This window comes from Streptomyces sp. RLA131 (assembly GCF_056270125.1).
In genome coordinates this window covers 1527465-1549648 of the sequence record NZ_JBWDOQ010000002.1, presented here as the reverse complement: position 1 = coordinate 1549648, position 22184 = coordinate 1527465, and the positions used below count along the sequence as shown (strand labels likewise).

Genomic DNA, 22184 nt, shown 5'->3' with positions numbered 1-22184 from the left:
CCCGGTCCCGAAACGGCATCCGGCCCGTACCACGGTACGGGCCGGATCGCACCGACCGACACTACACCTGCGTGGTGGGCACACCTGCACGGCTGTGGCCGGTGGCCGGTGGCCGGTGGCCGTTGCGGCCTCGGCCTCGGCCTCGGTTACGTCACCGTGCAGGCGGCGCCGTTGAGCGTGAAGGCGGTCGGTTTCCCGTTGGTGCCCGACCAGCCGGCCGTGAAGCCGAAGGAGACCGACGCTCCGGCGGCGATGGTGGAGTTCCAGCTCAGGGCGGTGGCGGTGACCGTCGAGCCGGCCTGGGTCCAGGATGCGCTCCACAGCTGGGAGATCGTCTGGCCGTTGGGGAAGGTCCAGGCCAGTGTCCAGCCGTTGACCGCCGAGGAGCCGGTGTTCCTGATCGACACATCGCCCTGGAAGCCGGTGTTCCACTGGCTGGTGATGCCGTAGGTCACCGCGCAGCCCGCCGGTGACGTGGTCGTGGTCGGGCTCGTGGTCGGGCTCGGGCCGGTCGTGGGGGAGGTGGTGGGGGTCGCCGTCGGGGTCGGTGTGGCCGTACCGCCGCCCGTGGTGTCCGAGGTGTCGGCGTACAGCACGCCCCGGCCGTTGGTGCTGACGTACACCCGGCCGTAGACCCGCGGGTCGCCGGTGATCGCGGCGCCGGTCCAGCCGTACTGGTGGGCGTCGTCGTTGATCCGGACCCAGGACGCGCCCGCGTCGGTGGAGCGGAAGATTCCGCGGACGCCGCCGATCTTGGCGCTGGTGTAGAGCGCCTGGTACGAGGCGCCGGTGGCGGCCTTGCCGAAGCCGATGGTGTCGGCCTGCTGGACGTTGGAGAGCTTGCTGAAGGAGGCCCCGGAGTCGGTGGAGTGCCACAGGCCGTAGCTGCCGGTGGTGGCGCCGCCGGCGAGCCAGATGTCGCCCTCGGTGCCGGGGACCGCCTTGAAGCGTACGGGGCCGTCGGCGGGCAGACCGGTGGCGGCGGTGGCGGCGAAGGTCTTGCCGCTGTCGGTGCTGACGTAGAAGGTGCCGGACTTGAAGGCGTAGAACTTCTTGGCGTTCTTGCGGTCCGACTCCACGGTGGCGCCGGCCGGCACGCCGGTCGAGGCCGTCCAGGAACTGCCGTAACCGGTGGTGTAGTTGACGCCGGTGCCGTCCGGGCTCCAGACGAAGCCGCTCGCGTCGGCCGCCGCGGCGACCGTGCCGCCGCCGGTCACGCCGGAGGGTTCGGAGCCCTGGAACCAGTTGGCGCCGTTGTCGGTGGAGAAGGCGACCCGGGGCGCCGTGTCGTTGTTGCCGACCCGGACCACGGTGCCCGGGCTCGACTCGGCGAAGTCGAGGCTGGTGGTGGTCGTGAAGCCGGGGGAGGTGTACATCATCGCCGGCACGGCGGTCAGATCGGTGTGCCGGAAGCCGCCGATGTCCCCGAGGGCGCTGAGCAGCGGGGCCCCGGACGGCGGGCTGACCAGGTCGTTGACCGCGGTCTCCTCGATGCCCTTGACCATCGGTGTGATCTTGATCTGGCCGCCGGAGGTGTCCCAGGCGGTGAGGTTGTCGGTGCCGTAGACGGTGGCGCCGGTGCCGTACATCATGCGGTCGGAGTTGAAGGGGTCGATCTCCAACGCCTCGGTCATCCAGCCCAGTTTGGGCGTCACCTCGGGCGGCGACGGATTGGTGCCGAAGGTCAGCCACGGCACGGAGGACACATCCTGGGTGTAGCGGAAGGTACGGCTCGGGTAGCCGCTCCAGTCGTACGCGTGGGTCCAGGTGCCGCCGCTGTCGGTGGAGCGGTAGATCTGGGTGTCCGGCCACCAGGAGCTGTAGCCGGTGACCATGACGGTGCCGGGGTGCCGGCGGTCGACGGTCAGGCCGCTGTAGCCGAAGTAGGTGTCGGAGTCGGACAGCGGGCTGACGTTGGTCCAGGTACCGGTCGCGGTCGCGTACCGCCAGACCTGGCCCTTGGCGCCGTCGTAGGGGCCGCCGGTGTCGCTGGTGGCGATGTAGAGGTAGCCGTTGACCGGGTCCAGCACGCCCTTGTGGGCGATGTAGCCGGTGGGCTGGCCCGCGATACGTGACCAGGTCGAGCCCCCGTCGGTCGAGCGGTAGACGGTGTTGTCCTTGTCGGCCACGCCGACGTAGATGCTCTGGGTCGCGCTGCCCGAGCTGCCCGTGCGCTCGTCGAAGGTGACCCAGACGATGCCCTGGTTGTCACTGGCGTAGCCCGAGGTGTCGGTCGGGTCCTGGGCGTAGTTGCCGACGTTGGGGAAGGCGGTGACCTTGGCCCAGGTCACGCCCGAGTCGGTGCTGCGCCACAGGCCGTTGCCGCTGGGCGCGCCCAGGTACAGGACGCTGTTCTTGTTGGGGTCGACGGCGAGGCGCTCGCCCATGCCGCGGCCGGGCATGTTGCCGCCGAGCTTGAAGGGCAGCGCGGAGGCCGTCCAGGTGGCGCCCCTGTCGGAGGAGCGGAGCACCGCCCCGTTGTTCGGGTCCCAGGAGTTGGTGTAGGTGCCGACGGCCGCGTAGACCTTGTCCGGGTTGACGGAGTCGGTGGCGAGGCTGACGACTCCGGTGTACCCCCAGTGGTCCCAGTCGACGGAATCCGTCAGCGGGGTCCAGGACTTGCCGCTCTCGTTCCAGCGGTAGGCGCCGCCGATGTCGGTGCGGGCGTAGGCGAGGTTCTTCTCGGAGCGGTTGAAGATGATGCCGGGGACGAAGCCGCCGCCGTCGATCCGGGCGTTCTTCCAGGTGTAGGTCTCGGCGGCGGCCGCCGCGTGGGCGGACGAGGCCGCACCGGCGAAAAGTAGTCCGGCGAACAGGGCCAGGGCGGCCAGCAGTGCGCCCAGGACAGGTCCTGAAGCTCTTCGTGGCATGGCGGGACTCCCTCTCCGTACAACCGCGCGGTGCGGGCGGTGGGTGGACGGAACGTATTGGGAGCGCTCCCATAGTGGATCGCAGACCGATGGTAGCGGCCGCCCGCGTGGGCGAGAAGGGGTGGGGAAAGGGCTTTCCCGGCCGGCGCCGCCGTGACTCCGGACCGCGTGGACCGCCTCCCGCGCGGTGGCTCGCCCCGGTGGCTCGCCGCGGTGACACGCCGCGACGGCGTGAGGATTGCCCGCCGCCCCCCTGGCCCCCCATCATCGAGCGGGACAGGCAGACGTGACGGACAGTCAGCACAGCGGAGCGCCGAACGGACCATCAAGGGGCAGTCATGGGCCACATGGACCAGCACATCACCCGCCGGGCATTCACCGCGGGAGCCGCCGGAGCGCTGACCCTGGCGTTCCCGGCCGCCGGCGACGCGGCGGCCCGTGACGCGGTCGCGGGCGCCAGGGCCGCCCGTGGCAGGGCCGGCGGGGGCGCGGCCGCCGTCGCGCGCACCCGGATGCGGGGCATGTGGATCGCGACCGTCGCCAACCTCGACTGGCCGTCCGCCCCCGGTCTGTCCGCCGCGCGGCAGCGGCGGGAACTGCTCGACCTGCTCGACGCCGCCGTCGACCGCCGCCTCACCGCCGTGATGTTCCAGGTCCGCCCCACCGCCGACGCCCTGTGGCCGTCACCGTACGAGCCCTGGTCGGAGTACCTCACCGGCACCCAGGGCCGCGACCCCGGCTGGGACCCGCTGGGCACCGCCGTCCACGAGGCCCACCAGCGCGGGCTGCAGCTGCACGCCTGGTTCAACCCCTACCGGGTCGCCAACCACACCGACCCCTCCCGGCTGACCGCCCGCCACCCCGCCCGCGTGCACCCCGACTGGGTGATCCCCTACGGCGGCAAGCTCTACTACAACCCCGGGCTGCCCGAGGTGCGCGGTTTCGTCCAGGACGCGATGCTGGACGCGGTCCGGCACTACGCCGTCGACGCCGTCCACTGGGACGACTACTTCTACCCCTACCCGGTCGCCGGCCGGACCTTCGACGACGACGACGCGTACCAACGCCACGGATCGGACTTCGACAGCCGTGCCGACTGGCGGCGCGACAACATCGACCGGCTGGTCCAGGAGACCGCCGCCCGCATCCGGCAGATCCGGCCCGGCACCCGGTTCGGCGTCAGCCCCTTCGCGGTCTGGCGCAACAGCGACACCGACCGGCTCGGCTCCGACACCCGGGCCGGCGTGCAGACCTACGACGACCTGTACGCGGACACCCGGGGCTGGGTGCGCAAGGAGTGGATCGACTACATCGTCCCCCAGGTCTACTGGCACCTGGGCAACGCCGCCGCCGACTACGCAGAGCTGATCCCGTGGTGGTCCCGGGTCGTCGAGGGCACCCGCGTCCGGCTCTACATCGGCGAGGCCCTCTACAAGGCGGGCGCGCCGGGGCAGCCCGCCGCCTGGCAGGACCCGGACGAGCTGTCCCGGCACCTCAGCTTCGGCGCCGGGTACCCGCAGGTGCGCGGCAACGTCTTCTTCGCCGCCAAACAGGTGGTGGCCGACCCGATCGGCGCGATGAGCCGGGTCGTGGCCGACCACTACGACTACCGCTGACGCGGCCGGCCGCCGGCGGCGTCAGCGGTACGCCAGGGCATCGCGTCGTCAGGGCGAGGGGATGGTCTCCTGCCCCGGCTGGTGCACCACCACGGAGTCGGGCCCGGGGGACTTCACGCACTCGTGCCCGTCCTCGTAGCGCACCCGGTACGGCGGCTCGCCGCCGCTGCCGATGACTTCGACGATCTGCGCGTCCCGGTCGTGCTGCCCGACGACCCGGCCGTGCTGCTTCAGGGTGTCGCCCACATTCGCGTGCATCCGATCCGACCTCCCTAGGTGCGGTCTGGAGCCTGCGTCTCCAGTCTAGGGGCGCTCGCCCGGTCCGCACCCTTCGTGTGCGCCTCGCGTATGTACGCGAGCATCCGGGCGTCCGGCTCCCGCCGGTATCCGGCCCACAGCGGACCGCCGCAGACGTCGAGGGCGGCAGCCACCGCCTCGGCGAACGGCTCGCGCGGCCCGCCGCGCACCAGCGTGCGACAGCCGCCCAGCAGCGGTTCCGCCAGCTCCGGCGCGGCCTCCCGCAGCCGCCGGGGCAGCCACTTGCCGGCGCCGTGCCAGTGGTTCCGTACGGAGAACAGCAGCCCGGCGGTGCGCTCCAGCAGGGTCGTGGCGATCACCAGCAGCTCGTCCTCGTCCGTGGCGCCCAGCAGGTCGTCACGCAGGTCGGTGACCTCGTAGCGGGCCCGCTCCAGCTGCTCCGGCGTGGCGGGCGGCGGCCCGGCGGCCAGCGAGCGCCGGGCGGCCTCGCGCAGCCGCGCGGCGGTGCCGTCGCGGTCGTGCAGCACGGCGCCGGTGGCACACATGAAGGCCGTCGTGCCCGAGCCGCGGGAGCGGTCGAACTCCATGAAGGCCGTCACCGACTCCCCGGTGTGGACGAACAGTTCGACCGGCCAGCCGCCCCACAGCAGGTTCTCGCCCCGGACCCGCGCCGGCTCCGGCAGCACCAGCACGATGTCCAGGTCGGAGGTCGCGGTCCCCTCGCCGCGCGCCGTGGAGCCACCGAGGAAGGCGGCCAGGGCCTCGGGGTACCGCTCCCGCACGAAGTCCCGCGCGGCGGCGGCCGGGTCGTTCCGGTAGTCGTCCATGCGCGGGACGGTACCGCCCCGGCCGGTAAATGCCGTGCCGGGTAAGGATCTTGGCGCGTACGGTCACGCCATGCCGATCACCGATCGTCTCGCCGATGTCCCGGATCTCGCGCCCGGGCCCGGCTACGCGCACGCCGTCACCGCCACCGGCCGGCTGGCCTTCGTCTCCGGCCAGGTCGCCATCGACGCCGGGGGCGACCCGGTCGGCGACGACCTGGCCGCCCAGACCCGCCAGGCCCTGGGCAATCCGCACCGGGTGCTGCGCTCGCTCGGCGCGGACTGGCCCGATGTCGTCCGCTTCACCTGGTACGTCACCGAGCCGGCCGGCCTCCAGCCGATGCGGGACGTACGGGACGAGCTGATCCGGCCCGCCCTGGGCGACCGCCCCAACCCGGCGAGCTCCCTGGTGCGGGTCGCCGCGCTCTACCGTCCCGAGCTGCTGATCGAGGTGGAAGCCGTCGTCGCGGTGCCCGAGGCGTGACGGTATGTCCGCCGCCGCACCGGGCACCGGCCCTCCGGGTGCGGGACGGCCCTCAGAACGGGAAGTGCGCGTGCTGGGTGGCCAGGGTCACCCAGCGGGTGTTGCTGAAGGCCTCGATGCCCCAGCGGCCGCCGAAGCGGCCGTAGCCGGAGGCGTTGAAGCCGCCGAAGGGGGCCTGCGGCTCGTCGGCGACGGACTGGTCGCCGATGTGGACGATGCCGGTGCGCAGCCGGCGGGCCACGGCGAGACCGTGGGTGCCGTTCTCGGTGATGATGCCGGCGGTGAGGCCGTTGTCGGTGTCGTTGGCCAGCGCGACGGCCTCGTCGTCGGTGGAGAAGGTCTCGATGACGCAGACCGGTCCGAAGGCCTCGCCGTGGTAGAGGTCCGCGTCCCTGGGGACCCCGCTCAGTACCGTCGCCGGGTGCACCGCGCCCCGCGGTTCGCCGCCGCCGGTCAGGACGGTGGCGCCCTTGGCGGTGGCGTCGGCGACCAGCCGGGCCACCCGCCGCGCCGCGGCCGCGCTGACCAGCGGGCCGATCACGGTGGTCGGCTCGGCGGGGTCGCCGGACGGCAGGGCGGCCACCTTGGCGGTGAACCCGGCCGTGAACGCCTCGGCCAGCGACTCGTGGACCAGGACGCGGTCGCCTGACATGCAGATCTGGCCGGCGTTCATGAAGACGCCGAAGGTGACGGCGTCGATCGCGTACTCCACGTCCGCGTCGTCCAGGACGAGGATGGCGTTCTTGCCGCCGAGTTCCAGGACGGCCGGCTTGAGGTGGCGGGCGGCGTGGGTGCCGATGATCCGGCCGGTCCCGGTGGATCCGGTGAAGTTGACCGCCCGTACGCGCGGGTCCGCGACCAGGGCCTCGGCGACCTCGGCGGCGTCCTCGGGCGCGTTGGTGACGACGTTGAGCACGCCGTCCGGCAGCCCGGCCTCCCTCAGTACGTCGGCGACGAAGAGCCCGCACGCCAGCGGGGCGTCCTCGCTGGGCTTGACCACCACCGTGTTGCCGGCCGCCAGTGGTGCGGCCACGGCCCGTACGCCCAGGATCACCGGGGCGTTCCAGGGGGCGAAGGCCGCCACCACCCCGACCGGCTCGCGCACCGCCAGTCCGAGGGCGCCCTGCTCCTGCGCGGCGAGCACCTCGCCGCGCGGGGCGGTGATCGCGGCGGCCGCCTCGCGGAGCATGTTGGCGGCCAGCGATACGTTGAAGTACGCCCACGGGCGGGTGCCGCCCGCCTCGCCGGCCATGAGGCCGGCGGCCTGCTCGCCGCGTGACTCCAGGATGTCGGCGGCCCTGAGGAAGACCGCCCGCCGGGCGAACGGGCTCGTCGCCGCCCAGTCCGCGAAGGCCGCCTGCGCGGCGTCCACGGCCAGGGTGACGTCCTCGGTGCCGCCCGCGGCGAGGGTGGCGTACACCTCCCCGGTGTAGGGGTTGATGTCCTCGGTGGTACGGCCCGACACGGCGGGTACGTCCTTGCCGCCGATCAGGAGTTCGCGGTGGATGGTCATGGCGGCATTCCTTTGCTCGCGGGTCCCTCGCGGTCTCTCGCGTTCACCGGTGAACGACCGTTTATTGAATCTTTGACCAAGTAGTCTGCGATCGCCCGCCGCTCATGTCAACGCTTTCAGTCCCGCAGGGCCCTGTCGAGACGAGGGCGCGCAGGAGATATCTTGATGTCGAGCAATGTTGCAGACGTGGAGCGGAGCACCCGGTGACTGACTCGACCATCATCTATACGCACACCGACGAGGCGCCGGCCCTGGCGACGTACTCGTTCCTGCCGGTGATCGAGGCCTACGCCTCGACGGCCGGGGTCACTGTGGAGAGCCGTGACATCTCTCTGGCGGGCCGGATCATCGCCGTCTTCCCGGAGTACCTCCAGGAGGACCAGCGGATCGACGACGCGCTCGCCGAGCTCGGCGAGCTGGCGAAGACGCCCGGGGCGAACATCATCAAGCTGCCGAACGTCTCGGCCTCGATCCCGCAGCTGAAGGCCGCGGTCGCCGAGCTGCAGCAGCAGGGCTACGCGCTGCCGGACTACCCGGACGACCCCAAGTCCGACGAGGACAAGGACGTCCGCGCCCGCTACGACAAGATCAAGGGCAGCGCCGTCAACCCCGTGCTGCGCGAGGGCAACTCCGACCGCCGCGCCCCCGCCTCGGTCAAGAACTACGCCAAGACGCACCCGCACCGCATGGGCGCCTGGTCCCCCGACTCCCGGACCAACGTCGCGACCATGGGCGCCGACGACTTCCGCTCCACCGAGAAGTCCGCGGTCGTCACCGCGCCCGGCTCGCTGCGCATCGAGCTCGCCGGGGACGACGGCAGCACCACCGTCCTGCGCGAGTCGGTACCGGTACTGGCGGGCGAGGTCGTGGACGCGTCCGTCATGCGCGTGGCCGCGCTGCGCGAGTTCCTCGCCGCGCAGGTCGCCCGCGCCAAGGCGGAGGGCGTGCTGTTCTCCGTCCACCTCAAGGCCACGATGATGAAGGTCTCCGACCCGATCGTCTTCGGCCACGTGGTGCGCACCTTCTTCCCGAAGACGTTCGCCGAGCACGGCCGCACCCTCGCCGCCGCCGGCCTCAGCCCCAACGACGGCCTCGGCGGCATCCTCAAGGGCCTGGAGGCGCTGCCCGAGGGCGACGCGATCAAGGCGTCCTTCGAGGCCGAGCTCGCCGAGGGCCCCGCCCTGGCGATGGTCGACTCCGACAAGGGCATCACCAACCTGCACGTCCCCAGCGACGTCATCGTCGACGCCTCCATGCCGGCCATGATCCGCACCTCCGGCCACATGAGTGGGGCCCGGACGGCCAGGAGGCCGACACCCTCGCCGTGCTGCCCGACAGCAGCTACTCCGGCGTCTACCAGGTCGTCCTCGACGACTGCCGCGCCAACGGCGCCTTCGACCCCGCCACCATGGGCTCGGTGCCCAACGTCGGCCTGATGGCGCAGAAGGCCGAGGAGTACGGCAGCCACGACAAGACCTTCGAGATCCCCGTCACCGGCACGGTGCGGGTCGTGGACACCGATGGCAACGTGGTCCTCGAACAGACCGTCGGCGCCGGTGACATCTTCCGGATGTGCCAGACCAAGGACGCGCCGATCCAGGACTGGGTCAAGCTCGCCGTCACCCGCGCCCGCGCCACCGGCGTCCCGGCGGTGTTCTGGCTGGACGAGAGCCGCGCGCACGACGCCGTCCTCATCGGGAAGGTCAGGACCTACCTGGCCGACCACGACACCGAGGGCCTGCGGATCGAGATCAAGTCCCCGGTCGAGGCGACCGCGTTCTCCCTGGAGCGCATCCGCCGCGGCGAGGACACCATCTCGGTCACCGGCAACGTCCTGCGCGACTACCTCACCGACCTCTTCCCGATCCTCGAACTCGGCACCAGCGCCAAGATGCTGTCCGTCGTCCCGCTGATGAACGGCGGCGGCCTCTTCGAGACCGGCGCCGGCGGCTCGGCCCCCAAGCACGTCCAGCAGCTGGTCAAGGAGAACTACCTGCGCTGGGACAGCCTGGGTGAGTTCCTGGCCCTCGCGGTCAGCTTCGAGCACCTCGCGCAGACCACCGGCAACGCCCGCGCCCAGGTCCTCGCCGACACCCTCGACCGCGCGACCGCCACCTTCCTCAACGAGGACAAGTCGCCCAGCCGCCGCCTCGGCGGTATCGACAACCGCGGCAGCCACTTCTACCTCGCGCTCTACTGGGCGCAGGAGCTGGCCGGCCAGAGCGACGACGCCGAGCTCGCCAAGGCGTTCGCGGCCCTCGCCCGGACCCTCTCCGAGCAGGAGCAGGTCATCGTCGGCGAACTGATCGCCGTCCAGGGCTCGCCCGCCGACATCGGCGGCTACTACAAGCCCGACGCGGCCAAGGCGGCCACCGTCATGCGCCCGTCGGCCACCTTCAACCAGGCCATCGCCACCCTCGGCTGACCCGCCGGCGGCAGCGGTCCCGCCCCCGGCCGGCATCCGCCGGCCCGGGGCGGGAAGCCCCGCCGCCGTTCGTAGGGCCCGGGCCGGACGGCGGCGCCGGCCCTACGAACGGCGGCGGGGCTTCCCGCGCTTGCCGCCCTTGGCGCCACCGGAACCGCTCCGCGGGCTCCTGCCGGCCGCGGGCTTGCGCTGCGCCCCGCCCGTGTCGGGGCGCTTCGCCTTCGCCTTGGGCTGCGGCTGGGCCGCCGGGCGGCCGCGGGTGCTGTTGACGGTCCGCCCGCGGACGATCCCGATGAACTGCTCCACCAGGTCGGTGGTCCCGTCCTCGGGCCAGGACAGCGCGACCCGGGACTCGGGGGCGTCCGTGAGCGGCCGGTAGGTGAGGTCCCTGCGGTGGTGCAGCCGGGCGAGTGACTGCGGCACGACCAGCACGCCCACGCCCGCCGCCACCAGTTCCACGGCGTCCGCAGTCGTGGCGGGGCGCTCCTTCGCGGGCTGTCCGGGCAGGTGCTCCCACCCGAGGGTGTCGTCGAGGGGACGCAGCACGATCTCGTCGGCCAGATCCTCGGCGGAGACCTCCTCGGCCGCCGTCACGACGTGGTCCTTCGGGACCACGACCACCGTCGTCTCGGCGTACAGGGGGATCGCGCTGAGGTCCGTCCGGTCGATCGGCAGTCGTACGAAACCGGCGTCGGCGGCGCCGCCGCGCAACGCGTCGGGCGCCTCGGCGGCCGACACCGCGACAAGTTCCAGAGGGACCTCGGGGAGCCGTTCCTTCCAGATCCGTACCCACTTGGTGGGCGTCACCCCCGGGACGTACGCGAGCCGGAACGAAGGGGGTGTTTCCGAGGCTGTCACATGGCCAGGCTACCGGTCGTGGTCGGAGGTGGCGCACACGCTCGATACCCTTGGCACCATGACGTCGCACCAGACCACCCAGACGATGAAGCCCGCGACCGCGGCGAAGAAGCTGGGTGTGTACCTCGAGGCCACCCCCGCCGAGTTCCAGGAGGGTGTCGTCTCGCGCAACGAGCTGAGTGCCCTGCAGACCGATCCGCCCGAGTGGCTGCAGGAGCTGCGACGCAACGGCCCGCACCCCCGCCCCGTGGTCGCGGCCAAGCTGGGCATCTCCATCTCGGGCCTCGCCCGCGGCGGGATCACGGACGCCCTCACCACGGAGCAGATCGACGCGCTCAAGCAGGACCAGCCCGAGTGGCTGCGGCAGGAACGCGCCACCCAGGCCGAGGTCCGCAAGGAAGCGGTGCGCATCAAGGAGAAGAACGCCGAGCGGCGCGACCAGCCCCGCCAGCCGCGTTCCTGAGCCCTTCCCGGCCCCCTGCGACCGGTTCGCGGGAGGCCCGTCATCGTCGTCCGGGGCGCCCGGACGCACCACCCGCCGGCATCGGTGACGCAGAGAGGCGAACGGATGAGCGCGCGTTTCGAGGAGATCGACTGGCGCCCCACACCGATGGGCGACATCAGTCTGCGCCGCCGCCGGGACCCCGGGTCGGGCGAGGACGTGTACGAGGTGAAGCTCGGTGACGAGTTCCTGATGTCCAGCCTCTTCACGGCGGGCGAGATCGCGCTCACCCGTCTGGGACTGGCGGAACTGCCGGGCGCCGAACTGGATGTCGCCGTGGGCGGGCTCGGCCTCGGTTACACCGCGCAGGCGGCGCTGGACGACCCCCGGGTGCGCTCGCTGATCGTGGTCGACGCGCTCAGCGAGGTGATCGAGTGGCATGAGCGCGGGCTGGTGCCACTGGGTGCCCGGCTGGCGTCGGACTCCCGCTGCCGGCTGGTCCACGGCGACTTCTTCGCGATGATCGGCGACTCCGGCGGTCTGGATCCCCGGACCCCGGACCGTCGCTTCCACGCCATCCTGCTGGACGTCGACCACTCGCCGCGTCATGTGCTGCACCCCCGTCACGCGGCGCTCTACGAGCCGGCGGGGCTGCGCGCTCTCGCCGGACGCCTCCATCCCGGTGGTGTCTTCGCCCTGTGGTCCAACGATCCTCCGGACGAGCTGTTCGGCGCCGTGCTCGCGGAGGTCTTCGCGCGATCGGAAGCCCACGTCGTCGACTTCGCCAACCCGCTGCAGGGCGGGACCGCGACCAACACCGTCTACGTGGCGACGAAGTAGGCGAGCCGCCGTTCACCGCGGCCGGAGCCGCCGGACGTGGTGGCCGATGACGTAGTGGACGGGGACGAGCGTGAGCCAGAACCACATGGCCGCCGCCGGGTCGACGAAGGCCAGGGGCACGGAGAGGCCGAAGACCAGCACGCTGGCGCCGAGCCGGGCGGTGAAGCGGCGGCGGGCCACGGCGGCGGGCGACGCGGGCGAGGGGTGCACCTGGCGTTGCGTGAGCAGCAGCAGGGCCGCGTGCACCGCGTGGATCGCGGCCATGGCACCCGCGTAGAGGGCGACCGCTTCTGGCTGGGAGGCGTACTCGGCCAGGAGCGCGGTGGGGAAGGGCAGCAGGGCGACCAGGCCCAGCCCGAGGAGGACCAGCCGGGTGATCACGGTCGTCCCGGCGGGCAGCGCGGTGAGGATGCGGCGGTGGTCACGCCAGAATCCGGCGATGAGGGTGAAGCTGAGGGCGAAGGCGCCGAGGTTGGGGAGGGCGTCGCCCAGGGCCTTGTGGAACGCCGTGTCGTCCAGGTGCGCGGGGACCGCCACGTCGATGACGAGCAGCGTCATCGCGATGGCGTAGATGCCGTCGGACAGCGCGACCAGGCGTGCCACGCCCGGGTCGTCCTCGTGGGGGTGCGGTCGCACCACAGGCTCCGTCATGTCGCCGACAGTAGGGCGTCACATCCCGGCTGTTGCGCACCGGCCAAGGCTCGGGGGGCCGCGACCGCGGACGGCCACCTGTCGTTGAGCGCGGCCGTGTGACTGCGACCGATAGGTGGCCAGCGGCGTCTGGAACCGCGCAGGTCCGACCGCCGTCACGATTCGTAGTTGGTCAGTGCGTCGACCGATACCTGGCTCCCGGTCGCCCCGTGGCCTACGGACCCGACCCGGCTGGGGATCTTCAGCCCGGATGCCACCCCCGGATTTGACCGCGCCGTACCCCGCGCCCCGGCCGGTCGTTGGACCGGCCGGGTGACAACGCCTCGTCGCCCTCGGCGGCCGATCACCCCGTTCGGGCTTCTACGCGAGAACGGCCCCGCCGGCACCCACCTGGTCTCGGAGGTGGGAGTGAGCAACGTTTGTCGATGGGTTCGGCATCACTTCGCGATCAACGAGCCCGAGAATGTCGATGAGAAGTAGCACCGTCTGTTGCGAAGTGGTCGCGCTGACGGGGGTCCGGTGGTGGAGCTGCTCGCCGGCCTGTGATGCGCGCCGCAGGTGGTGGTGCCTACCTGGCCGTCGTGCCGGCCGCGCGTTTCGAGGGAGTCCGGCGCCGTGAAAATTCCGTTGCCGGAACAGCAGCATCTTCTATCGAATGCCTCCATGACTCATGACGGCCCGGCGGACCATGTGGAGCAGAACCGACGCTTTTGGGATGACGAGGCGGCTGCGTGGCACGGGCCGCTCGCCCGTGATCACTGGGCGCAGGTGGAACCGTCCTGGGGATTGTGGGCCACCCCTGAGTCGCAGGTTTCCGTGCTTCCCGACGGCATCGACGGGATGCGCACCATTGAGCTGGGCTGCGGTACTGCCTATGTTTCCGCTTGGCTGGCCAGAGCAGGAGCCCACCCGGTCGGGATCGACCTCTCGGAGAAGCAGCTCGCCACGGCTCGCGCGATGCAGGCGGAGTTCGGCATCGACTTCCCCCTTGTCCTGGGCAATGCCGAGAAGGTGCCCTACGAGGACAACACGTTCGGCCTGGCGATCAGCGAATACGGCGCCTCGCTGTGGTGCGACCCCTACCAGTGGATCCCGGAGGCAGCCCGGCTTCTCGTTCCTGGAGGCCGGCTGGTGTTCTCGCGCTACTCACCGCTGTTCGCGCTGTGTGTACCGCCCGAGGGACCGGCATCCACCACTCTGTCCCGCGGCCAATTCGGCCTGACGCGGCTGGACTGGGGGAATCACGTGGAGTTCGTCCTGCCACACGGTGAGATGCTCCGTCTGCTGCGGGCCTGCGACTTCGTCGTTGAAGATCTGATTGAGATTCAGGCACCCCAGCCTGCGCGGGACTACGAAGAAGTTTCCGCCGACTGGGCCCAGCAATGGCCCAGCGAGGAGATCTGGAAAGCTCGGCTGGCAGGCTGACAGCTCCGCAGGCACCGTGTATCGCCCTACGGCCGAACGAGGCGTTCTCGGCCCCGAGCGACAAGTGGTGTCGGATCCCGTCGACAACCACCCACCCACCGCCGGCGGGGCCAGCCCCCAAGGCTTGGGCTCCTCGCCGCTCGGTGAGGGGCCCACGCGTACGAGCACCGCGTTTCTACCGCTTCGGGGAGCTCACCTCCGGGTGAGCCGACCCTTCTCGGAGCCGCCACCGCCCATGCCACCCGAACTCGCCTCGAATTGCGCGCCGGTGACGCGGGTGTCTCCCGGCGCGCACTCCGGCGAGCTGAGGCTGAAGCTCGTACCGCCGTGTTCGTCGCCGGTGTACCAGGTCAACTTCCCCGCCGTGAAGGTGTACGAGACCTTGTCTGTCTCACCGGGAACCCACGCGGTGTCGCCCTCCAGGGAAACGGTGCGCTCCACCGTGCCGCCGGAACTGGTCGTGAGGGTGCCGCTGTAGCGGGAGGCCACGTCGATGTCCCTCCAGTCGCCGATGGAGCCGCCGCAGGCGGGCTCGGCGTACGGCGGCGGCGGGCGCCGGCATGCTGGCGCCCACAAGACCCCCCAGCGCGAGCGCGGAGGCGGAGAACTGGGGCTCGCCAAGTTGCGGCGACAGTCCACCCGTCGCCTCTCACCGGGGGTGGGGGCGATGCGCCCCGGGCAGGGGCCGGCGAGGTCAGGACCGGCCCGTCACTTCAAGGCCGGCCGACCATCGATCGGAATGGCCGGCTATCGGCCGACGCCGCACGGCTGTGACTGAGCGGCTCAGTTGGCCCGTTTCGCCAAGTGGAACGCTCAATCGCTGAGAAGGTCGGAAGCGCCGTTTCGGAGCCTCCCCCTATCTGGGCATGACGATGATCAATGGTCATGTCCCGTGTAGTGGTGTAGCCGGGTCGAGTTGGTCGATGTCCTGGGGGTAGATCTTGTCCATGCTGCCTTCGGGGAGGTAGCGGCGGGGGCAGCTGCGGGTGGGCGAAACCGTCCGGCACCTCCGCCCGAACGGCTGCCCGGCCCCGCTCAGCTCTTCCGCTCACCCAGGACACAGAATTCGTTGCCCTCCGGGTCGAGGAGGGTCACCCAGCGCTGCTCGTCCTGCACGGTGTCGGCGCGCCGGGCACCGAGGGAGAGCAGCCGGGCGACCTCGGCCTCCTGGTCGTCGGGGCGGAAGTCGGGGTGGAGCCGGTTCTTCGACGTCTTGCCCTCGGGGACAGGCACGAAGAGCAGCCCCGGCATCTGGTCCGGCTCAGGCCGGATCTCGATGATCTCCTCGGATTCGTCGACCACTACCCAGCCGAGAGCCTCGGCCCACCAGCGCCCGAGGGCGATGGGGTCGGAGGAGTCGACGATGATCTGTTCCCATTCGAGTGCCATGGGCGTGAGCATAAGCAGGGTCGGCTGGCTGCCAGGGCTGGGGGTGACTGCCGTCGACCGCCGGTCCGGTGTGCGGATCGTGTCCCGCAGAGTGGTGTAGTAGCGCGATGTGGTAGCAGCAAGTCGCGAGAAGTGATCGCTGCTACACCACTCCAGGGGACACCACCTGATCAATCAGTGGCACCCGTGATGCCCTCACGGGCTGATGCCCAAATGGGTTCGAACTCGGTCGCCGTGATCTCGGCCGCAGAGTCGGTGTCCTGCCAGCCGTCCAGGCTGCCCTCGGCGAGGATGCCGTACTTGTGTTGATAGACAGCCATAGCGGTGCGATCGCCGCGGTCACGGATGTCGAGGACCTCGCTCAAGGCAGCTGCGGTGACTGGTCGCAGAGTGGGGCCTTGAAGGTCGACGTGGCGGAGTGCCCAGCCCTCGGCGTCGAGCTCGAAGTAGGACCAGGTGTCGAGGTCGTCGTAGTAGGAGCGGATCCATCGAGTGCCGCTGATCTTGAGGAAGCCCGAGGCGATCGGACTTCGGGCGCCTCCGCGCGGACAGCGCATCAAGGCCGGTCAGCACCTGGCGGCGCCAGCCGGAAGCCACCAGGTAGCGCCACCCCACAGCTCCGGCTGCCCACTCCGTCGCGGCGAACTTCACCAGGTCCTTGTCCTTGACCAAGTGCCCGGGCCGGACATCGATCAGCACAGCCGTATCGGGCCAGAGCACCAGGAAGTCCGGCGTGTGGTCCTCGCTGCCGTCCGTAGTGGTGAACCGCAGCTTGAACGGTTGCGACAGCACCTCCATCACGTCGCCGGCGAAGTCGAGGGCGATCAACAGATTCCGCTCGGCCAGGCTCTCAAAGCCATGCATCCGCCCTGTGGCCAGCAGGTACTGCAACCCGGGACGATGTCGCTGCCCCGCCCGCCAGGTGAACCCGCGAACCGGCACCGAGGCGATGGCCGGGACGCCAGCCAGCTCCTGGACCGGGCAGACCACATCTGCCTGCTCGGTCTTCCAGCTCGCCGTCCACCGCCGAGCCCACCCGGGGCCCGTGTCCAACCTCTCCGCCACCGCCGGCTCAATGGCGTACGGCGCGACGAGATCATTCAGGGCGCAGCTGTGCGATCACACCGGCAGGCATTCGCTCTCCGGAGCGCGGACCGTAACCCGCTCAGTCTCAACGGCTGAGACGTTGCGCTTCAGTTGGCGGGTTGTGCGTGATGACTGGCGGGCAAGCTATTGCCTATGTTGGGCCGGAGGCGGCCCAGAAATCCGGGTGCGGCATGGCCTGACCGTTCTTTACGCTGAAGTGATGGACTCTGTGCAGGTCAGGCCGATGCAAGAGAACGATCTCCCGTCGGCCGAACGTGCTTCGGCGGTGACGTTCTTCGAGGCGGAGGAGGGCACCAGGCGGGTCAGCGATCCGGAAGTCGAGCCACGTTCGGCGGTCGCCTCAAAGCAGTGGATCGACCGGATGCGCTTCTTCCTGAGCGTCGATCCAGAAGGGTGCTGGGTCGCGGTGGAGGCGGATGCCGGCGCCGATAGAGCAGTCGGGTTCGCCATCTCGCAGAACCGCGGCCGTCTGTGGTTCCTTGCTACCTACGGCGTGTTGCCCAGCCACCAGGGACAGGGCATCGGTAAGCGCCTGATGGACGCCGCCCTCGCCTACGCCGACGGGCGCCCCGGCATCTTCTCCTCCAGCGTCCACCCCGGTGCCACCCGCCGATACCGGCTGGCGGGCTTCTCGCTCCACCCGCAGATGCGGATGGTCGGCATCGTCGACCGGTCTACCCTCCCCGCAGTCGACGGCCTGCGGGAGGGCCGGTCCGACGACTTCGAGTGGATGGACCGGCTGGACCGGGATCTGCGTGTCGCGCGCCATGGCCCCGATCACGGTTACATGCTTGGCACCCTACGGCTGGTCGTGTCCGCGGACCGGACCAGGCCGGGATACGTCTACATCGACGACCGAGGACGGGCGTCGCTGCTGGCTGCCGCGCACCCGGAAACCGCGCAGAGACTGTTGTGGGAGGCCCTGGCCTCGTCACAGGGAAGGACCCTGGTCAATTGCATCACCACCCCCAACGAGTGGGCGGTCGATGTCGGTCTGGCCGCCTGTCTCGACATCGGCCAGGAGGGCTACACCGCCGTTCGCGACATGCCAGTCCCGGCGCCCTACCTCGCCAGCGGGCATTTCCTCTGACCTGCTACAGCCGTTAGGGCAGCTCCGCCCACACTTCTTACCGGAGGACCGGCCGTCCTGACGCCTCAGCTGCCCGCCAGAGCCTCCACCAGGGCGAGGCCGCGGAGCCCTCCACGCGTCGGTGATCGAAACGCAACGTCTCATCCTACGAGACGTTGCGTTTCAGTCAACGGGTTCTGCGTGGTGGTTGGCGGGCAGCATAGGGCCCTCGATGGGGGGTTGGTGCTGTTTTGTGAGAATCGTTTGCGGGGCACTGGCGGTGGCGGTGTTCTGGTGGCATGGACGCCGTATTCCGTACGGGAGGCGTCGAGTCCTCCGTGGTCTGGTCCCATGCGTGCACGCTTGAGGGTCTGTGTGCTCCGTACGCCCTGCCGGAACGGGCGGTACGCCAGATGGACAGCGGTCCGGGTTGGACACGCCGGTGGACCACCACATGGAAGGCCGGCAAGGCTGACGTTGTCTGCCCGGTGAAGGACCTGGCCGGGGCGCCGATGCTGTCGTCCGTTCCGCTGCGGCGTTTCTCCTGGCGCACTGGTCAGGAACACCGTCCCGGGCTTGAGTGCCTGGTGTCCACGGGGCGACAGCACGGGTTCGAGAGTCTCGCCGAGCGGCGGCTGCTGCTGGCGTTGGACTTTGCCGGAGGCGTGACCGAGGTGCTGTCCCAGCCGTTCCGGCTGCGGTTCACCGCCGAGGAGGGATCGGGCGAGCACACCCCGGACTTCCTGGCGCTGGGGGCGGGCGCCGGTTGGCTGTTGGACGTCCGGCCCGCTGGGAGGATCAAGCCGGAGGACGAGCTTCGCTTCGCGGCAGCAGCCCAGGCTGCGGCTGCGGTGGGCTGGCGCTATGCCGTGGTGACCGGGTGGCGACGGCATGTCATGACGGGCATCGACACGCTGTCGTCCCGTCGCCGGAGCATGGCCGACCGGCTCGGTCTTCAGCAGCAGCTGCTGGCAGGGGTTCAAGAACGGCCGCGGCGGTTCGTCGACCTGGTGGAGGGCACGTCGCTACCGGCGGTCGCCCGCACTCACACCATCCATCTGCTCTGGCACCGCCGCCTGGCCATGGACCTGGCTCAGCCCTTCAAGGACAAGACGTGGATCTACCGGGCAGGAGAGGGAGATGGATGACGGTCGTCAGCGGCCCCAGATCGAGGACCTGGAGCGGGTCCACCAGGACCGGGCACGAGCCCGGATGGCACACGTGCTGGAAGTCGAAACAGGCTTCCGCAGCGGCAGTCGGTTCTGGGCCGAGCCGGGTGAACCGCGCCCTGAGTACGACCCCGAGCGAACGACACTGACCCAGCGCCGCCTGGCGAAGGTGGCCGAGCTGCAGGGCCTTCACACGCAGGATGCCAAGCTGCTCGGGCTGGGGCAGATCAGCCACCGCACCCTGGAGCGGATGGCCGCCCAGCTCGATGAGCATGGGGTGATGGGGCTGGCGGATGGGCGGTGGACGCCGCCGTTGCGCGGGCACCCTTCGATCAAGCCGGAGATCGAGGAGGCGATCCAAGCCGTTCATGCGGAGACGCTGCACCGCTCGAAGGTGAGCATGCGGACCAAGGAACGCATGATCCACCAGTACGTCCGGGAGAAGTTCGGCCCGGAGGCGGAGAAGAACATCCCGCACTATGTGACGTTGTGGAGGGTCTGGAAGGAGTGGTTCGGCTCGCAGGGCGCCCGGCAGCGCTACGTCCGCTCCGCCGCGGCGGTGGACGCCGGTACTTCGCGAGTGGTGATCACCCGGCCGGGACAGGTCGTGGTGCTGGACACCACGCCCCTGCCGGTCAAGGTCCTCGACGATGTCTTCGGAGAGCCGATCTCTGTTGACCTGACCCTGGCCCTGGACGCGTTCACACACTCCTTGGTTGCCTTCCGGCTGACACCCGGATCTGACTCATCGGTGGAAGTGGCGATGCTGCTGAGGGATGTGATGCTTCCGCTGCCGATGAGGCCCGGCTGGGGTGAGGATATGCGGTGGCTCTACCCGGGGGTTCCGGCAGCGCTGGTGGCGGAGTTCGCCGGCTACCCGGTGGCGGGACGGCCGTTTTTCGCCCCGGAGACTGTGACCACCGATCACGGCAGCGTCTACAAGAATCACCATTTGGTACAGGTCGCCCGCACGTTGGGGGTGGTTGTGCTGCCGGCCCGTGTCATGCGCCCGACCGACAAGGCTGCCTGCGAGCGCGCCTTCGGAGGAATTCGGTCTTTGCTGCTGGAGATGCTTCTCGGCTACAGCGGCATCGATGTCGCCGACCGCGGCGCCGATCCTGAAGGCGACGCGGTCTGGACCCTGGAGGAAATGGAACACCTTCTGGCCACGTGGACCGTCAAGATCTGGCAGAACCGACAGCTGGCGGAGCACGCTCCGGCCTGGGACCCGGGCGGGCGGCACAGCCCGAACACGCTGTTCGCGATGGCGGGCGCCCGCGAGGGAATCGACCTCCAGGTCCCCGAGCCCAGCCTCTACTACCAGCTACTGCCCGCCCACTCCGTGATGATCCACGGGAATCGCGGAGTGAAGGCCGGCGGACTTTGGTATGACGATCCCGTCCTTGACCCATATCGGGGACGCCGATCACGCCGCAGCGGTGTCTACCGGGGCGAGTGGATTGTCCGCCGTGATCCGCGGGACTGCAGGGAAGTCTTCTTCGAGCACCCTGACACCGGTGAGTGGCATCCGCTGCGCTGGCGCGGTCTGCCGCCTGGGGACGACGTCCTCGCCTTCTCCGACGCACGCGTCCGCGAGGTCCTGCGCGAGGCGGCCCGCTCCGGCCTGAAACCGCGCGACGACAGCGAACTGCTGCCCGTGCTCCTGGACTTGGTCGCCGGCCATACCCCCGTGACGGCATGGCCGAGCCAGATGACCAAGACGCAGAAAGCTGAACGGGCACGCGAGTTGACTCGCGCCCGAGCCGCCGCCACGGACCGCCCCGCGAACTCCACGCCCGCACTCCCACAACGCCCGGCAGCCATAAAGCCGTTGGAGCTGGTCAAGCACAACCAGCAGGCCATCGATGCGGACCGCCGGCGCCGCCGCGAGACCGCCGTCTCTTCCCGCCCCACCCTGCCGCCCCGGATGGGCGAAGCACTACGGCACCAGGGCGTATTCGTACTCCCCGACGAGGACGACCCGGCCGGGGCAGGCGATCCCGAGTGACGGACAGCGCGATTCCCTTCATCCTCCCCGGCCCACCACCGCAGCGGGACACCGCGGCGGGCTGGCAGTCCTGGCGGACCTCCCGGGGCGTCTTCGAGCCGGCGCCCCGGCTCGACCTGGCCGCCTGGCGGGCATTGAGTCCTCGGCGGCGGACGCTGCACGACCTGCACCGGGCAGCCACCCACGCCAATCTCCCGCTGCTGGACACACCCATGAGCCGAGCCATCGCGAAGCTGCTGAACGGCCGCATCGAGAGCAACGCGCTCAAGCACAAACCCACCACCCGCGCCGGAGTGATGATCACTGGCGGGGGTTATCAGGGGAAGACCGAATCCACATGCGAGGTCGCCGCTGCCTTCGAGGACCGGTGGCTCGCCCTGCACCGCAACCTCAACCCCGACGCACTGCCAGGAACCCGTGATCTGCACGCTCCGGTTGCCTATGTCCAGACCCCCGTGACCGCGAAACCGAAAAGCACCTGCAAGGCGATCTTGAGCTTCTACGGTGCTGAAACGAAGAACATGGACCTGCCCGACCTGGTCCGCCAGGTCGCTGCCTCTTTGCATGATCATGGCACGAAGACTTTGCTGCTGGACGACATCACCAGGCTCCGCATGCACCGCGCCGACGACCAGGACACCCTCGATCTCATCCGCGCGTTCATGAGCATGAACGTCACCCTGGTGCTGATCGGCGTCGACATCCCAGCCTCGGGCCTGTTACGGGAAGGCCGTCACGACCCCCGGGCCGGGCAGGTAGTCATGCCTCCGTCGCGGCACGCCGAGATCCATGGGCTGGAAGCGACCCAGACCGAACGCCGCTTCGACCTCGTCGAACTCGACCGCTTCCGCTATGACAGCGACGACCAGATAACTGCGTGGATCGATCACCTGGCCGGCGTCGAGTACGAACTGCGGCTCATGAGCGCCCCCGAAGGGATGCTCACCGCAGGCACCATGCCCGAATACCTCTATCAGCGGACCGACGGTGTTGTCGGCCTGCTTGAACGGCTGATGGAAGACGGGTGCCGGGAAGCCATCGAGACCGGGCAGGAACGACTGACGGAACAGCTCCTGGAGAGCATCACCATCGACTTGGCCGGGGCGCCGGGCCGGGATCCCACTGCCGGCGAAGTGCCTGCCGTCCCGCCCCGCCCGACCGGGAATCGCAAACCGTCACGCAACTCGGTCTACGACGACCACGGCCCCGCAGCCGCGCAAGGTGCCCGGTGACCGC

The 22184-nt window shown here is 70.3% G+C and carries 18 protein-coding genes and 1 pseudogene; 10 read left to right on the top strand and 9 right to left on the bottom strand.

Features of this window, described 5'->3' with window-relative positions:
• Positions 1-146 precede the first annotated feature (146 nt).
• Positions 147-2870 (bottom strand): cellulose binding domain-containing protein, encoded by a 2724-nt coding sequence (locus RWE79_RS08010; RefSeq protein ID WP_475939319.1) that lies wholly within the window; start codon positions 2868-2870, stop codon positions 147-149.
• 347 nt (positions 2871-3217) lie between these two features.
• On the opposite strand from RWE79_RS08010, the gene RWE79_RS08005 reads away from it, so the two are divergent.
• A complete protein-coding gene (locus RWE79_RS08005; RefSeq protein ID WP_475945666.1) occupies positions 3218-4486 on the top strand; it encodes a glycoside hydrolase family 10-like protein in 1269 nt (422 codons plus the stop codon).
• 48 nt (positions 4487-4534) lie between these two features.
• Here the strand turns inward: RWE79_RS08005 and RWE79_RS08000 are convergent, their stop codons facing one another.
• Both RWE79_RS08000 and RWE79_RS07995 read right to left on the bottom strand, forming a co-directional pair.
• Positions 4535-4744 carry a DUF1918 domain-containing protein gene (locus tag RWE79_RS08000; RefSeq protein ID WP_475939318.1) on the bottom strand — a complete coding sequence of 70 codons (210 nt, stop codon included), beginning with the start codon at positions 4742-4744 and terminating at the stop codon, positions 4535-4537.
• Between the two features lie 14 nt (positions 4745-4758).
• Positions 4759-5571 carry a nucleotidyltransferase domain-containing protein gene (locus tag RWE79_RS07995; protein WP_475939317.1) on the bottom strand — a complete coding sequence of 271 codons (813 nt, stop codon included), beginning with the start codon at positions 5569-5571 and terminating at the stop codon, positions 4759-4761.
• Positions 5572-5641: 70 nt separating this feature from the next.
• Between RWE79_RS07995 and RWE79_RS07990 the strand changes: the two genes are divergently transcribed.
• Entirely contained in the window at positions 5642-6052 is a 411-nt protein-coding gene (locus RWE79_RS07990; protein ID WP_475939316.1) for a RidA family protein, read from the top strand.
• A gap of 52 nt (positions 6053-6104) precedes the next feature.
• On the opposite strand, the gene RWE79_RS07985 is transcribed toward RWE79_RS07990, so the two are convergent.
• The gene (locus RWE79_RS07985; protein WP_475939315.1) at positions 6105-7565 is read right to left on the bottom strand and encodes an aldehyde dehydrogenase family protein; all 1461 of its coding nucleotides are present in this window, start codon (positions 7563-7565) and stop codon (positions 6105-6107) included.
• A gap of 203 nt (positions 7566-7768) precedes the next feature.
• Between RWE79_RS07985 and RWE79_RS07980 the strand changes: the two are divergent.
• Positions 7769-9990: pseudogene (locus RWE79_RS07980) on the top strand (NADP-dependent isocitrate dehydrogenase).
• Between the two features lie 102 nt (positions 9991-10092).
• Here RWE79_RS07980 and RWE79_RS07975 read toward each other — a convergent pair.
• A complete protein-coding gene (locus tag RWE79_RS07975) occupies positions 10093-10848 on the bottom strand; it encodes a LysR substrate-binding domain-containing protein (RefSeq protein ID WP_475939314.1) in 756 nt (251 codons plus the stop codon).
• 58 nt (positions 10849-10906) lie between these two features.
• On the opposite strand from RWE79_RS07975, the gene RWE79_RS07970 reads away from it, so the two are divergent.
• Entirely contained in the window at positions 10907-11311 is a 405-nt protein-coding gene (locus tag RWE79_RS07970) for a DUF5997 family protein (RefSeq protein ID WP_475939313.1), read from the top strand.
• Positions 11312-11416: 105 nt separating this feature from the next.
• A complete protein-coding gene (locus RWE79_RS07965; protein ID WP_475939312.1) occupies positions 11417-12130 on the top strand; it encodes a polyamine aminopropyltransferase in 714 nt (237 codons plus the stop codon).
• Between the two features lie 12 nt (positions 12131-12142).
• Here the strand turns inward: RWE79_RS07965 and RWE79_RS07960 are convergent, their stop codons facing one another.
• The gene (locus RWE79_RS07960) at positions 12143-12781 is read right to left on the bottom strand and encodes a TMEM175 family protein (RefSeq protein WP_475939311.1); all 639 of its coding nucleotides are present in this window, start codon (positions 12779-12781) and stop codon (positions 12143-12145) included.
• A 615-nt stretch (positions 12782-13396) separates the two neighbouring features.
• Between RWE79_RS07960 and RWE79_RS07955 the strand changes: the two genes are divergently transcribed.
• Positions 13397-14206, top strand: coding sequence for a class I SAM-dependent methyltransferase (locus RWE79_RS07955; protein ID WP_475939310.1), 810 nt, complete (start codon positions 13397-13399; stop codon positions 14204-14206).
• A gap of 192 nt (positions 14207-14398) precedes the next feature.
• Here the strand turns inward: RWE79_RS07955 and RWE79_RS07950 are convergent, their stop codons facing one another.
• From RWE79_RS07950 to RWE79_RS07940, 3 genes are all read right to left on the bottom strand, one after another.
• Positions 14399-14782: a hypothetical protein gene (locus RWE79_RS07950; RefSeq protein ID WP_475939309.1), complete on the bottom strand. Its 384-nt coding sequence runs from the start codon at positions 14780-14782 to the stop codon at positions 14399-14401.
• Positions 14783-15241: 459 nt separating this feature from the next.
• Positions 15242-15595, bottom strand: a complete 354-nt coding sequence (locus RWE79_RS07945) for a VOC family protein (RefSeq protein WP_475939308.1) — start codon at positions 15593-15595, stop codon at positions 15242-15244.
• Positions 15596-15765: 170 nt separating this feature from the next.
• Positions 15766-16152, bottom strand: a complete 387-nt coding sequence (locus RWE79_RS07940) for a hypothetical protein (RefSeq protein WP_475939307.1) — start codon at positions 16150-16152, stop codon at positions 15766-15768.
• A gap of 749 nt (positions 16153-16901) precedes the next feature.
• On the opposite strand from RWE79_RS07940, the gene RWE79_RS07935 reads away from it, so the two are divergent.
• The 4 genes from RWE79_RS07935 (at position 16902) to RWE79_RS07920 (ending at position 22180) form a co-directional block, all read left to right on the top strand.
• Positions 16902-17792, top strand: a complete 891-nt coding sequence (locus RWE79_RS07935; RefSeq protein ID WP_475939306.1) for a GNAT family N-acetyltransferase — start codon at positions 16902-16904, stop codon at positions 17790-17792.
• 467 nt (positions 17793-18259) lie between these two features.
• Positions 18260-18919, top strand: a complete 660-nt coding sequence (locus RWE79_RS07930; protein ID WP_475939305.1) for a TnsA-like heteromeric transposase endonuclease subunit — start codon at positions 18260-18262, stop codon at positions 18917-18919.
• Positions 18912-20948, top strand: a complete 2037-nt coding sequence (locus RWE79_RS07925) for a transposase (RefSeq protein WP_475939304.1) — start codon at positions 18912-18914, stop codon at positions 20946-20948. Before RWE79_RS07930 ends, RWE79_RS07925 begins: the two co-directional genes overlap by 8 nt.
• Complete coding sequence (locus tag RWE79_RS07920; protein ID WP_475939303.1) at positions 20945-22180, top strand: AAA family ATPase; 1236 nt, start codon at positions 20945-20947, stop codon at positions 22178-22180. Before RWE79_RS07925 ends, RWE79_RS07920 begins: the two co-directional genes overlap by 4 nt.
• The last annotated feature ends 4 nt before the right edge of the window (positions 22181-22184 follow it).

Excerpts from the sequence above, each read along its gene's own strand:
- RWE79_RS07925 (WP_475939304.1), top strand. The coding sequence starts at position 18,912 with ATGGATGACGGTCGTCAGCGGCCCCAGATCGAGGACCTGGAGCGGGTC.
- RWE79_RS07985 (WP_475939315.1), bottom strand. The coding sequence starts at position 7,565 with ATGACCATCCACCGCGAACTCCTGATCGGCGGCAAGGACGTACCCGCC.
- RWE79_RS07965 (WP_475939312.1), top strand. The coding sequence starts at position 11,417 with ATGAGCGCGCGTTTCGAGGAGATCGACTGGCGCCCCACACCGATGGGC.
- RWE79_RS08000 (WP_475939318.1), bottom strand. The coding sequence starts at position 4,744 with ATGCACGCGAATGTGGGCGACACCCTGAAGCAGCACGGCCGGGTCGTC.
- RWE79_RS07935 (WP_475939306.1), top strand. The coding sequence starts at position 16,902 with ATGGACTCTGTGCAGGTCAGGCCGATGCAAGAGAACGATCTCCCGTCG.
- RWE79_RS08010 (WP_475939319.1), bottom strand. The coding sequence starts at position 2,870 with ATGCCACGAAGAGCTTCAGGACCTGTCCTGGGCGCACTGCTGGCCGCC.
- RWE79_RS07990 (WP_475939316.1), top strand. The coding sequence starts at position 5,642 with ATGCCGATCACCGATCGTCTCGCCGATGTCCCGGATCTCGCGCCCGGG.
- RWE79_RS07995 (WP_475939317.1), bottom strand. The coding sequence starts at position 5,571 with ATGGACGACTACCGGAACGACCCGGCCGCCGCCGCGCGGGACTTCGTG.
- RWE79_RS07945 (WP_475939308.1), bottom strand. The coding sequence starts at position 15,595 with ATGGCACTCGAATGGGAACAGATCATCGTCGACTCCTCCGACCCCATC.
- RWE79_RS08005 (WP_475945666.1), top strand. The coding sequence starts at position 3,218 with ATGGACCAGCACATCACCCGCCGGGCATTCACCGCGGGAGCCGCCGGA.
- RWE79_RS07960 (WP_475939311.1), bottom strand. The coding sequence starts at position 12,781 with ATGACGGAGCCTGTGGTGCGACCGCACCCCCACGAGGACGACCCGGGC.
- RWE79_RS07970 (WP_475939313.1), top strand. The coding sequence starts at position 10,907 with ATGACGTCGCACCAGACCACCCAGACGATGAAGCCCGCGACCGCGGCG.
- RWE79_RS07940 (WP_475939307.1), bottom strand. The coding sequence starts at position 16,152 with ATGCGCTGTCCGCGCGGAGGCGCCCGAAGTCCGATCGCCTCGGGCTTC.